The 11,923-nt window shown below is 73.1% G+C and carries 12 protein-coding genes; 5 read left to right on the top strand and 7 right to left on the bottom strand.

The window, feature by feature from the left end; all coding sequences use genetic code 11:
• Nucleotides 1–145: 145 nt before the first annotated feature.
• Complete coding sequence (locus tag LWC33_RS33595; protein WP_233308747.1) at nt 146–748, bottom strand: superoxide dismutase; 603 nt, start codon at nt 746–748, stop codon at nt 146–148.
• A gap of 358 nt (nt 749–1,106) precedes the next feature.
• On the opposite strand from LWC33_RS33595, the gene LWC33_RS33600 reads away from it, so the two are divergent.
• Nucleotides 1,107–2,276, top strand: a complete 1,170-nt coding sequence (locus LWC33_RS33600; protein ID WP_233308748.1) for an FIST signal transduction protein — start codon at nt 1,107–1,109, stop codon at nt 2,274–2,276.
• 830 nt (nt 2,277–3,106) lie between these two features.
• Here the strand turns inward: LWC33_RS33600 and LWC33_RS33605 are convergent.
• The 5 genes from LWC33_RS33605 to LWC33_RS33625 form a co-directional block, all read right to left on the bottom strand.
• Nucleotides 3,107–3,937: a hypothetical protein gene (locus LWC33_RS33605; RefSeq protein WP_233308749.1), complete on the bottom strand. Its 831-nt coding sequence runs from the start codon at nt 3,935–3,937 to the stop codon at nt 3,107–3,109.
• 243 nt (nt 3,938–4,180) lie between these two features.
• Nucleotides 4,181–5,314 carry an epoxide hydrolase family protein gene (locus LWC33_RS33610; RefSeq protein ID WP_233308750.1) on the bottom strand — a complete coding sequence of 378 codons (1,134 nt, stop codon included), beginning with the start codon at nt 5,312–5,314 and terminating at the stop codon, nt 4,181–4,183.
• A gap of 4 nt (nt 5,315–5,318) precedes the next feature.
• The gene (locus LWC33_RS33615; RefSeq protein WP_233308751.1) at nt 5,319–6,062 is read right to left on the bottom strand and encodes an SDR family NAD(P)-dependent oxidoreductase; all 744 of its coding nucleotides are present in this window, start codon (nt 6,060–6,062) and stop codon (nt 5,319–5,321) included.
• A 12-nt stretch (nt 6,063–6,074) separates the two neighbouring features.
• On the bottom strand, nt 6,075–7,073 hold the full coding sequence (locus LWC33_RS33620) for an acetamidase/formamidase family protein (RefSeq protein WP_233308752.1): 999 nt from the start codon (nt 7,071–7,073) through the stop codon (nt 6,075–6,077).
• A 49-nt stretch (nt 7,074–7,122) separates the two neighbouring features.
• The gene (locus LWC33_RS33625; protein WP_233308753.1) at nt 7,123–7,863 is read right to left on the bottom strand and encodes an IclR family transcriptional regulator; all 741 of its coding nucleotides are present in this window, start codon (nt 7,861–7,863) and stop codon (nt 7,123–7,125) included.
• Nucleotides 7,864–7,983: 120 nt separating this feature from the next.
• Here LWC33_RS33625 and pcaH point away from each other — a divergent pair, with 120 nt between their 5' ends.
• Together pcaH and pcaG are read left to right on the top strand one after the other, a co-directional pair.
• Nucleotides 7,984–8,694 carry a protocatechuate 3,4-dioxygenase subunit beta gene (pcaH, locus tag LWC33_RS33630; protein ID WP_233308754.1) on the top strand — a complete coding sequence of 237 codons (711 nt, stop codon included), beginning with the start codon at nt 7,984–7,986 and terminating at the stop codon, nt 8,692–8,694.
• Nucleotides 8,687–9,262 (top strand): protocatechuate 3,4-dioxygenase subunit alpha, encoded by a 576-nt coding sequence (pcaG, locus tag LWC33_RS33635; protein ID WP_233308755.1) that lies wholly within the window; start codon nt 8,687–8,689, stop codon nt 9,260–9,262. The genes pcaH and pcaG overlap by 8 nt, the downstream gene beginning before the upstream one ends.
• A 97-nt stretch (nt 9,263–9,359) precedes the next feature.
• Here the strand turns inward: pcaG and LWC33_RS33640 are convergent, their stop codons facing one another.
• Nucleotides 9,360–9,878 (bottom strand): hypothetical protein, encoded by a 519-nt coding sequence (locus LWC33_RS33640; protein WP_233308756.1) that lies wholly within the window; start codon nt 9,876–9,878, stop codon nt 9,360–9,362.
• A 243-nt stretch (nt 9,879–10,121) separates the two neighbouring features.
• Between LWC33_RS33640 and LWC33_RS33645 the strand changes: the two genes are divergently transcribed.
• Both LWC33_RS33645 and LWC33_RS33650 read left to right on the top strand, forming a co-directional pair.
• Nucleotides 10,122–10,895: a GtrA family protein gene (locus tag LWC33_RS33645; protein ID WP_233308757.1), complete on the top strand. Its 774-nt coding sequence runs from the start codon at nt 10,122–10,124 to the stop codon at nt 10,893–10,895.
• The gene (locus LWC33_RS33650; RefSeq protein ID WP_233308758.1) at nt 10,813–11,562 is read left to right on the top strand and encodes an alpha/beta fold hydrolase; all 750 of its coding nucleotides are present in this window, start codon (nt 10,813–10,815) and stop codon (nt 11,560–11,562) included. Before LWC33_RS33645 ends, LWC33_RS33650 begins: the two co-directional genes overlap by 83 nt.
• Nucleotides 11,563–11,923: the final 361 nt, after the last annotated feature.

Raw genomic sequence — 11,923 nt, forward strand, 5'->3', positions numbered from 1 at the left:
GGCTGTGGGCTTCTGCGAGTCGGGCTGTGGGCTTCTGCGAGTCGGGCTGTGGGCTTCTGCGAGTCGGGCTGTGGGCTTCTGCGAGTCGCGCTGTGGGCTCCCGCGAGTCGAGCCCGGGCCCGCTCGCGGCGGGCCCGGGCGCGGCTCAGCTCGCGCGGGCGGCGGCGAAGCGCTGCTGCGCGTCCGCCCAGTTCACGACGTTCCACCATGCCTTCACGTAGTCCGGCTTGACGTTCCTGTACTGCAGGTAGAAGGCGTGCTCCCACATGTCCAGCAGCACGATCGGGATCTGCCCGGCCGGCAGCTGGGACTGCTGGTCGTAGAGCTGGTGCACCAGCAGCCGCTTCCCCAGCTGGTCCCAGCCGAGGATCGCCCAGCCGGAGCCCTGGATCGTCGTCGCGACCGCGGTGAAGTGGGCCCGGAAGGCGTCGAACGAGCCGAAGTGCTCGTCGAGCGCCGCGCCGAGCTCGCCGTCGGGCTTGTCCCCGCCCTCGGGGGAGAGGTTCTGCCAGAACGCCGAGTGGTTCACGTGCCCACCGAGGTTGAAGGCGAGCGTCTTCTCCAGCCCGACGATCGCGTCGAAGTTCCCGGCCGCACGCGCCTCGGCGAGCGTGTCGAGGACGCCGTTGAGCGCGGTCACGTAGGTGTTGTGGTGCTTGGAGTGGTGCAGCTCCATGATCTCCGGCGCGATGTGCGGGGCGAGCGCGCCGTAGTCGTAGGGCAGATCGGGCAGCGTGTACTCGGCCACGAGGGTGCTCCGTTCCGTGTCGGGGTGGGTCGGTGCCGACGCTAGCCCTTGTTGCAAGTATTTCGCAGAACAGAACTGTATGCGATAAGGTGGTTCGCGTCCGCCCGATGCGGACACCCGGCGGCGGTGGTCGTTCTGGCAGCTCGGCACCCCGTACGCCGCGAGGGCCGGCGGCTCGTCCGCCGGCCCCTCGCTCGTCCCGGAGCCGAACGATCCGGTCGAACGGCTGGCTCGGATCACCTGGGTCGAACCACCTGGCTCGCAGTCGAGCCGAACCGCTGGCCGCACCGGCCTCGGCCTGCGACGATGCCCTCCGACGCCACCGGCGCTCCCCGCGGTGGCGGGAAGGGGGACCGAGGTGGACGACGGCAGGATCTTCGGCGACGGCCTGGGCGTCGGTCCCGATCTCCGCGGTGCCGCGGAGGTCGCGACGGCCGAGGCGCTGTCCGGTTTCGCGGGACGCACACCCGATCTGGTGGTGGTCTTCGTCGCGACGGGTCGCGGCGGCGACCCGGACGGGGCCGCCGCCGCCGCGGTACGTGTCATGGAGATCGCGGGCGCGCGTGCCGCCGTCGGCACGACCGCCCACGGGGTGATCGCCGACGGACGCGGGGTCGAGCAGGAGCCGTCGGTCTCGGTGTTCGCCGCGGCGCTGCCCGGTGTCCCGCTCGACACGTTCCGGCTCGGGGCGCGGCGGAGCGCCGAGGGCATCGCGGTCACGGGCACACCGCCGGCGGCGGCCGCGGCCGCCGCGGAGGCGGCGATCCTGCTCGCCGACCCGTTCTCGTTCCCGGTCGGCGGCTACCTCGAGCGGTCCGCCGAGCTGCTCCCCGGCCTGCCGCTGATGGGTGGGCTCGCGAGTGTGGGCGGGGCGCCGGGCGGCAACCGACTCGTCCTCGACGGCGAGGTGCTCGACGGCGGCGCCGCCGGGGTCCTCATCGGCCGCGGCGCCGGGGTCCGCACCGTGGTGAGCCAGGGCTGCCGCCCGATCGGGCCGCCGATGATCGTGACCGCGGCGAAGGCGAACCTGCTGCTGGAGCTGGCCGGCGAGCAGGCGTACGCCAAGCTCGGCGCGATCGTGCAGGAGCTGCCGCCGGAGGAACGCCAGCAGGCGGCGCGGGCGCTGCACCTCGGCGTCGCGATGGACGAGTACGCCGACGAGCACGGCCGCGGCGACTTCCTCATCCGCGGCGTGATGGGCATCGACCCGGAGGCGGGCGCGGTGGCGATCGGCGACGTCGTCGAGGTCGGGCGGACCGTGCAGTTCCAGGTGCGCGACGCCGTCGGTGCCGGCGAGGACCTCGCCCACCTGCTCGACGAGCTCCCGCAGGTCCGCGGCGCGTTGCTGTTCTCCTGCAATGGCCGCGGGACGGGCATGTTCCCCGATGCCGACCACGACCCGGGGATCGTCCGGACCGGGCTGGGCGACGTCCCGGTGGCCGGGTTCTTCGCCGCCGGCGAGATCGGGCCGGTGGGTGGGCGGAACCACCTGCACAGCTTCACGGCCTCGGTGCTCGCGTTCGAGTAGCCGGCCGGCGGCCGGGAGTGGTCCGCTCGACGGGATGTGGCGCGCTCGGGGAGGTGTGCGGCGCCCGGCGGGGGCACGGCGTGGTCGGGCGGGTCTGCGCTGGTCGGCCAGGTGCGTCCCGCTCGGGCGGAGTGCGGCGCCCGGCGGATGCGGCGCGGTCGGGCGAAGTGTCGCGGCCGACGGATGTGACGAGCTTGGGCGGGCGTGCGCCGCCCAGCGGGGTGCGGCGCGGTCGGGCGGAGTGTCGCGGCCGACGGATGTGACGAGCTTCGGGCGGGAGGTGCGGCGCCCGGCGGGTGCGGCGCGCCCGATGGACCTCGGTGCCCGACGGATGTGCCGGGCGGCCGAGTCGTGGCGCGGTGAGCCCACGGTCCGGTCGGTTGCTCTGATCGCCGACACAGCCGATGTGGTGCGGCCCCACATGCCCGAGGTCGCCGGCACATACCGTCGACGGGGTGTGCTGCGCTCCAGCGAGCGCGTCGGCCCATCGGGGCTTGTCGGGGCCGGCTCGTGTCGGGCTGGGCCCCGGACGTGGTGGTCCGAGCCCGTGCCGAGGGCTGCCCGTGACCGCCGGGCGGGCCACACATCCTCTCGTGCGGCCCACACCCCGTCGACGGCCTGTGAGACGACTCCGAGGAGTGTGGCGCCGTGCCCCGCCCGGTGTGCCGGGTCCCGGGCGGTTGTGCGAGCTCCGCGTGCCTCGGCCCTGTCCGAGGAGGACGCCCGCCCGAGGGTGGTCGCGGACCCGCTCCCCGGTGTCCGCGACCCTGCGCTCGGCGTCCCCACGCCGGCCGCGGTGGCAGGGCCCGTCGGCCCGTGATCGTCTGCGCTCAGCGGTGCTGGGAGATCCCCGAGTTGGCGCTGTTCTCGGTGACCGCGGTCTGGCGGACGTCGCCGGAGTTGAGGATGCCGCCGATGTTGACCGCCGGGTTGAGCTGGAGGTCGAGGCCGATCAGGTCGCCGCCCTGGGCCGCGTGCTGGCCGCCGCTGCGGGACGAGCCGTGCCCGCCGCCGTGCCCGCCGTCCTGCCCGCCGCCGTGCCCGCCGCCGTGCCCGCCGTCCTGCACGATGCCCGAGTTCGCGGAGTTCCCGGTGACCGCGGTCTGACGGACGTCCCCGGAGTTGAGGATGCCGCCCACGTTCACGGCGGGGTCCACCTGGAGCAGCGCGGAGACGACGTCCCCGGCCTGGAACGACTGCTGGCCGCCGCTGCCCGGGCCGCCCCAGCCGCGCGACTGCTCGATGCCGGAGTTCGCCGAGTTCGCCGAACCCGCGACCTGGTGCACGTCGCCCGAGTTGAGGATGCCGCCGATGTTGAGGGCGGGGTTCACCTGCGCCAGCGCGCCCACCAGGCTCCCGCCCTGGTACGCGATCTGCCGACCGCCGTCCGAACCGTGCCCGCCGTGCCCACCACCGGAGTGCCCACCACCGGAGTGCCCGCCGCCGGAGTGCCCGCCGCCGGAGTGCCCGCCGCCGGAGTGCCCGCCGCCGTGCTGCCCCCCATCGGAATGCCCACCCCCCGAGTGCCCCTCATCCGCACACCCGCTCGACCCGCCATGGGCCGGCGCGGCGTTGGCGACGCCGGCGACGCCCAGCGTCAGCGGCAGGCCCAGGGCTCCCGCCGCGACGAGGCGGAGGGCGGTGCTCGTGGTGCGGGACATGGGGTCTCCTTCGTGGCGCGCCGCAGGTCCGGCCACAGTGGACCTACTGGGCGGACCGCGACCTCGTGGTTCCGGGGATTCGTCCGGGATGGATTGATCATCCGCAGACGATCACTCCAACGAGGGTCACTCGGCAGGGATACGGACACCGCGCAAAAGGTGATGTCCGTCTCTGAGGGTCAACGTTTCGACCGCGTGCTCACCCGAAAGGTGACAGCCGAGCAGGCGCAGGGCCACGCTCCGTCAGCGCACCATCCGGAAGAAGGTCCGCACCTCGTCGACGAAGGTCTCCGGCTGCTCCAGCGACGCGAAGTGCCCACCCGCCACCGGGTGCGAGAAGTACCGCAGGTCGGTGAACCGGCGCTCCAGCCAGTGCCGCGGCAGCCGGCTCATCTCGTGCGGGAAGACCGACGCACCGGTCGGGACCTCGACCGTGTCCAGGCGCTGCTTGCGGAAGCTCTCCCAGTACAGCCGCGCGCTGGAGGCCGCGGTCGCGGTGAGCCAGTAGAGCATCACGTTGTCCAGCAGCCGGTCCCGCGAGATCACGTTCTCGGGGTGGCCGGCGCAGTCCGTCCAGTCCCAGAACTTCTCGACGATCCAGCACGCCTGGCCGACGGGGGAGTCGGTGAGCCCGTACCCGAGCGTCTGCGGCCGGGTGGACTGCTCGGCCGAGTAGCCGGTGCCGGTGACCTTGAAGCGCTTGGCGAACATCAGCGCGTCCTTCTCCTCGGCGGAGAGGGGGTGCCGCTCCTCCTGGGGCGGCGGCTCGGCCAGCGGCATCGTGAGGTGGATGCCGACGAGCGCCTCGGGGATCCCCGTGCCCAGCGCGGCCGTGACCATCGAACCCCAGTCGCCGCCCTGCGCGCCGTAGCGCTCGTAACCGAGGCGGTCCATCAGCTGGGCCCACGCCGTCGCGATCCGGGGCACGCCCCAGCCCGAGACCTCGGGCTTGCCGCTGAACCCGAAGCCGGGCAGCGAGGGGATGACGACGTGGAAGGCGTCGGCCGGGTCCTCCGGCTTGGTCAGCGCGTCGATCAGCCCGACGTACTCGATCACCGAGCCGGGCCAGCCGTGCGTGAGGATCAGCGGCAGCGCGTCCTCGTGCGGGGACCGGACGTGCAGGAAGTGCACCTCGACGGTGTCGTCGCCGCCGCCGTCGAGCCCGGTCGTGAACTGCGGGTACGAGTTCAGCTCGGTCTCGCAGCGCCGCCAGTCGTACTCGTCGGCCCAGTACGCGACGAGCTCCTTCGCGTAGTCGAGCGGCACGCCCTGGGTCCAGCCGTCGACCGTCGCCGGCTCCGGCCACCGGGTGCGGCGGAGCCGGTCGCGCAGGTCGTCGAGTTCGGTCTCGGGGACGTCGATCCGGAAGTCGCGCACGACCCTACAGTTGCACGCCCCGTGTGAGGGCGCCGTCGGCCACCAGGTTGGTCCCGCTGATCCGGCTCGCGCGCGGGCTGGCGAGCATGACGACCGCGTAGGCCGTCTCCTCGGGCGTCCCCATCCGGCCCGACGGGTTGAGCGCCATGGCCTCGGCGAAGAAGTCCGGCTGCGTGCGCTCCATGTTCTGCCAGACGCCGCCGTCGAAGTAGACGTTGCCGGGGGAGACGCTGTTGGCGCGGATGCCCTTGGCGGCGAGGGTGAAGGCGAGCCCGGACATGTAGTGCACGATCGCGGCCTTCATCACCCCGTAGGAGCCGCCGGCGAAGTCGGCCTCGCGCCCGGAGACGCTGGACACCGCCACGACCGCCGGCACCTCGCTCTTCTCGAGGTACGGCATCGCCGCTTCCACCATCCGCACTGTGTGCATGAGGTCGATCTCGAACGAGTTCTTCCAGTTCTCCTCGCCGGGCCCGATGGCCAGGGCGCTCACGTTGGGGACCACGACGTCGATGCCGCCGGCCTCGCCCTCGTCGCGCACCCAGGCGGCGAGCGCCGCGGCGTCGCCGACGTCGAGCGCGCGCCCGGACGCGCCCGTCGCCTCTGCCTTGGCCTTGACCTCGACTTCGTTGCGGGCGCAGAAGGCGACCCGCGCACCCTCCTCCACGAGCAGGTCGACGACGGCGCCGCCGATCCCCTTGGTGCCGCCGGTGACCAGCACCTTCCGGCCGCTGAGCTGCAGATCCACGCGTCTCTCCCCTCAGATGGTGCGCGCCGTGTCGCGCAGGTGGGCGTGCATGCCGCCGTACGCCGACCCGGGCGGCAGGAGGTTCTTCGCGATCTTGGTGACCGCGCTGTAGTTGGTGTCGACCACGTTGGCCAGCGGCGACTCGGAGATCTGCGTGAGCAGCTGGTAGGCGTCGAGCCGGTCCAGCCCGTACAGCTCGCCGAGCCAGGCGATCATGCCGATCTGGCTTGCCCGCCACGCGTCCTCCAGCGGCCGGGCCGAGCCGACGACCGTGTAGTGGGTGTCCGACTCGATCCGCGGCCAGACCGTCGGCACGCCCTTGATCAGCTCGACGACCAGCGTGACGTCCATGGCGCCCTCGACGGCGGTGCCGCAGCTCTCGCCCTCGCCCTGCCGGTAGTGCCCGTCGCCGACCGAGAAGAGCGCGCCCTCGACGTTGACGCCCAGGTAGCAGGTCACGCCCGGCTTCATCTCGGGCGTGTCCATGTTGCCGCCGAACAGGTCGGGGACCAGGCTCGACCGTACCTCGCGCGCCGCCGGGGCCACACCGACCGTGCCCAGCATGGGGTTGCACGGCAGCTCGAGCTCCAGGTCGACGCTCTGCGCCGCGAACCGGACGACGCCCCGCGCCCGGTCGAGCTCGTAGATCCAGGTCCGCTCGGGCAGCGGGTCGTGCAGCAGCGCGGTGCGCTCGGTGGTCGACAGCGCGCCGAAGAAGGGGATGGTCGTCGACGCGCCCCAGTCCCGTGCCGGCGTCAGGTCGACGAGGTGCAGGGCCAGCGTGTCGCCCGGCTCCGCGCCCTCGACGAAGAAGGGTCCGGTCTGCGGGTTGACCTCGGCCATGTTCAGCACGGCGCTGGGGCGGTCGCTCGTGGAGGTCAGCCGCCCGGAGAAGGCGTCCTCGGTCCAGAGCCGCAGCAGCGTGCCCGGCGTGATCCGGTGCGACGGTGCCACCCCGCCGAAGGTCCAGACGTACTGGTCACGCGTCGGCCGGTACTCCACCACGTCCATGTGGGGGATCGTGGCGCCTTCCCCCGGCGCGCCACAACCCCGTGCACCGTTACGGCTGCGTGGCGAGCGCCGACGCGCCCAGGGCCCGGGAGATGCCGCGCGCGGCGGCGAGCACCGCCGGCACGTACGCGTGCGGGTTCGCCTCGGCCGGCACCACGATCGAGAGGGCGGCGACGACGCGGCCCAGGCCCGCCCGGATCGGCGCCCCGACGGACTGCGACACCATCTCGATCTGCTGCTCGCTGATCGCCACCCCGGTCCGGCGGACCTCGCCCAGCACGTGCCGCACCCGGTCGGGGTCCGTCAGCGTCTTCTCGGTGAACCTCCGGAAGGGCGCCGCCAGCACCTTCTCGACGTGCTCGGGGTCGGCGTGGGCGAGCAGCGCCAGCCCGACGCCCGTCGCCGTCGCCGGCAGCCGGGACCCGGCGCGCGACCGGATGCTCACCGCGTCCCGGGCCGCCAGCCGTTCGACGTAGACGACCTCGGCGCCGTCGAGCACCGCGAGCTGGACGTTCTCCCGGGTGACCTCGTGCAGGTCCTCGAGGTACGGCATCGCCCGCTCGCGCAGCCCGAGCCCGCGTGGGGCGAGCGCGCCCACCTCCCACAGCCGCAGCCCCACCCGGTAGAGCCCGCCCTCGCCGCGCTCGAGCGCGCCCCACGTGGCGAGCTCGCCGACCAGGCGGTGGGTCGTGGTGAGGGGCAGGCCGGTGCGCCTGCTGATCTCCGTGAGCGACAGCTCCGGCGTGGCGGCGGTGAAGGCCCCGAGGACGTCGAGGACCCGTGCCGTCACCGTCGACCTCCCCGTCACGAGCGGCCATTCTTCCGCACAACGGAAGGGCGGTCGAGCCGTGGCGGGCCCGTGCCGCACAGTGCAGTCCGACGCGCCGAGACGCTCGGAGAGGAGCGGTCGATGACTCTGGCCCATCCCCGGCCCTACCGGCAGCCGAGGGACACCCACCCCCCGCTGGACTTTGCGGGGTACAAGAGCACCGGGCTCCGGGCGCCCACGCAGCGGCCGATCCTGGTCCCGCAGCGGCTGACCGAGGTCACCGGCCCCCTGCTCGTCGGCGAGATCGGGCCGAACGACCACGACCTGACCCGCCAGCACGAGGGCGAACCCCTCGGTCAGCGGATCACCGTGTCCGGCCGGGTCCTCGACTCCGACGGCCGACCGGTGCCCGACACCCTGGTCGAGGTCTGGCAGGCCAACGCCGCGGGCCGCTACGCGCACGCGCGTGACACCTGGCCCGCTCCGCTGGACCCGAACTTCTCCGGCGGCGGCCGCGTGGTGACGAACTCGAAGGGCGAGTACTCGTTCACCACGATCAAGCCGGGCGCCTACCCGTGGGGCAACCACCACAACGCCTGGCGGCCGGCCCACATCCACTTCTCGCTGTTCGGGCGGGCGTTCACCCAGCGGCTCGTCACGCAGATGTACTTCCCCGAGGACCCGCTGTTCGCGTTCGACCCGATCTACCGGTCGGCGCCCGAGGGTGCCCGCGAGCGGATGATCTCGGCCTTCGACATGGACGCAACGCAGCCCGAGTGGGCGCTGGCCTACCGCTGGGACATCGTGCTGCGCGGCCGCGAGCAGACCCCGTTCGAGGAGCCCCATGAGTGAGCAGCTGCCGCTGACCCCCTCCCAGACCGTCGGGCCGTACCTGCGGCTCGGGCTGGACTGGCCGAAGGGGGCCGAGGTCGTCCCGCCCGGAACCCCGGGCGAGGTCGTGATCTCCGGGATCCTCTACGACGGCGCCGGAGTCCCCGTGACGGACGGGCTGATCGAGACCTGGCAGGCCGACCCGGACGGCCGCTTCGCCCACCCGGACGACCCGCGCGGGGCCGTCGAGCCGACCGTTCCCGGCTTCCTGGGGTTCGGGCGCAGCTGCACGGACGAGACGGGCCGGTGGAGCATCCGGACCGTCCTGCCCGGCGCGCTGCCCGCACTCGACGACGACGCCGAGGAGGCCCCGCACCTCGACGTCTCGGTGTTCGCGCGCGGCCTGCTCGACCGCGTCGTCACCCGGATCTACTTCGCGGGCCAGCCCGGAAACGACACGGACCCGCTCCTCGCCGCCGTACCGGCCGAGCGGCGGGCGACCCTGGTCGCGGAGAAGGTCGGCGAGGCGGAGTACCGCTTCGACGTCCACCTGCAGGGTGACCGGGAGACGGTGTTCCTGCAGGTCTGAGCCGGGGCACGCCCGGCCGTGGCGAGTCCGGCCGAGGCGCCTCTGATCGGGGCGCGTCGGGGCGTGACGTGTCCGGCTGTGGCGTATCCGGCCCTGGTCAGGGCACGTTCGCGAAGCTCACCGAGCGGAAGGTGTACTCGCCGGAGCCCGGCGAGACCGAGTCGGGGGAGGTCCGGTGCGCCGCCTGATGGGCGGCCACTGCGGCCTCCCCGCCGGTGTTCTCGGCGTCGGTGTTCTCGGCGCTGGTGTTCTCGGCGCCGGTGTTCTCGGCGCTGGTGTTCTCGGCGCTGGCGTTCTCGGCGTCCTCCGCCTGCTGCGCGCAGGTCTTCGCCGACAGCAGGGCGACCTTGTCGGTGCGGTTCACCGACTCCGTCCAGGCCGCGCCCGGGCCGGTGGGCAGCGACGTCACGTCGTAGCAGTGGCCCACCTTCGGGTCGACGAGCGTGTCCGACTGGGGCGACCACGCGCCGTCCCACGCCGTGCCGTTCTGCGCCAGGTAGTAGCCGTGCGCGACGGCCGGATCACTCGTCGGGGCCGCGGAGGCCGCCGTGGCGGCCGTGACGCCACCCGCCGCGACGAGCGCGATGACCGCGAGTGTCAATGCCGTCCGACGCATGTCCGGCCGTCCCCCTGTCGGTGATCCGGTCTGCCACCCGGACGGGTGACGATCGACCTCACACGGTCAACGCGCGTGCCTCGGCGCGGTGACGGGTAGGAGTGATCACGACCTCGTCACGGATCGCGCCCCGCGGGATGAAGATCCCTTCTCACAGCGTTTGCACAGCTGGGAGAGGGCGCGGACCCAGCCGGGGATGCGACAAAGGAACCGATCACGGGATCGGGCGGAAGAGGTGGACGGGTGACGGCGAGCAGGGCGATCGGGGGGACGGACCCGGCGCACGTCGTCGCGGAGCTCGTCGCGGGTGCCGTGGCGGGTCTCGGGCGCGGGGTCGTCGCCTTTCGCGCACGCTTCCCGCTGCTGGTCCAGCTCGTCCGGTTCGGCGTCGTCGGCGGGCTGGGCACGGCCGTCAACGCCGCGCTGTACCTGACGATGCGGCTGGTCCTCGACGCCGTGCCGGCCAACCTCGTCGCGCTGGTGCTCAGCACCGCGGTGAGCACCGAGATCAACCGGCGCTTCACGTTCGACGGCGCCGTGGCCCACCGGTGGCGGGTCTACATCCAGGACGCCGGGACCGTCGCCTTCTACGCGGGCTACAGCACCGCGGTGCTGCTCGTCCTGCACGAGATCGTCCCGGGGGCGACGCCGCTGGAGGAGACCGCGGCGGTCACACTCGCCAGCGTGCTCGGCGGGCTGATCCGGTTCGCGGTGCTCAAGGCGTGGGTGTTCGAGAGCCGGTCCGACGACGCGGATCCTGCTGACGTCGCCCGCGAGCCCGGCTACGGTCCGGGCCATGGCGGACATGACGGGGTTCACGTCGTTCGACGTCACGGTCGACGGGGTACGGATCCACGGGACGCGCGGCGGCGAGGGCCCGCCGGTGCTCCTGCTCCACGGGTTCCCGCAGAGCCACGTGATGTGGCGGCCGGTGATGCGCGAGCTGGCGGCACGGCACACGGTCGTCGCCACCGACCTGCGCGGGTACGGGGAGTCAGACCGACCGCCCTCCGGTGAGGACCACGCCGGCTACTCGTTCCGCGCCATGGCGGCCGACCAGGCCGGGGTGATGGCGGAGCTGGGGTTCGAGCGGTTCGCCGTGGTCGGGCACGACCGGGGCGCCCGGGTGACGCACCGCCTCGCCCTCGACCACGCCGAGCGCGTCGAGCGGCTCGCGCTGCTCGACATCCTGCCGACGCGCTACGTCTACGCGCACGTCGACCGCGCCCTCGCGCAGGCCTACTACCACTGGTTCTTCTTCATCCAGCCCGCCGACCTGCCCGAGCGGCTGATCGCCGGCGACCCGATCTACTACCTGCACCGGCTGCTCGGCAGCTGGGGGAGCGGGCTCGCGGCGCACGACGCCGAGTCCCTCGCCGCCTACGAGAAGGCCTTCGCCGATCCCGAGGCGCGGCACGCGATGCTCGAGGACTACCGGGCCGGCGCCGGAATCGACCTCGAGCACGACGCCGAGGGCGCCCGGCTCCGGGCGCCGACCCTGGTGCTGTGGGGGGAGAAGGGGGTGGTGGGGCGCAATCCCGAACCCCCGACGCACGTCTGGCGCCCGCTCGCCGCCGACCCCGCCCTCGTCACGGGGCAGGCGATCCCCGACGCAGGGCATTTCCTGGTGGAGGAGAACCTCCCCGCCACCCTCTCCGCCCTCACCGCCTTCCTGGGCCCGTGATCAGTGGTCGTGGGGGGTGAGGGTCGGATTTCGACCTTCCTTGCCCACGACCGACGATCAGGGCTTCGACCGGCTCGGCGCTCCGGCCGTGATCAAGGTCGTGGATGGGGAGGGATCAAGGTCGTGGATGGGGAGGGTCGGAAATCGACCTTCCTCGTCGCTCATGGCCGACGGTCGAGGCCCTGGCTGGCGCGCCACTCGGACGGTGATCCCTGGTCGTGGACGGGGAGGGACGGAATTCGACCTTCTGTCCAGAATTGACGATCACGGCCTCGGCTGGCGTGCCACGGGCCGTGAACACTGGTGGCGGACGAGGAGGGTCGGATTTCGACCTTCTCGGTCCCGGACCGACGATCATGGT

Origin of the sequence: Pseudonocardia terrae (assembly GCF_021343995.1) — a bacterium.
Taxonomy (GTDB): Bacteria; Actinomycetota; Actinomycetes; order Mycobacteriales; family Pseudonocardiaceae; genus Pseudonocardia; species Pseudonocardia terrae.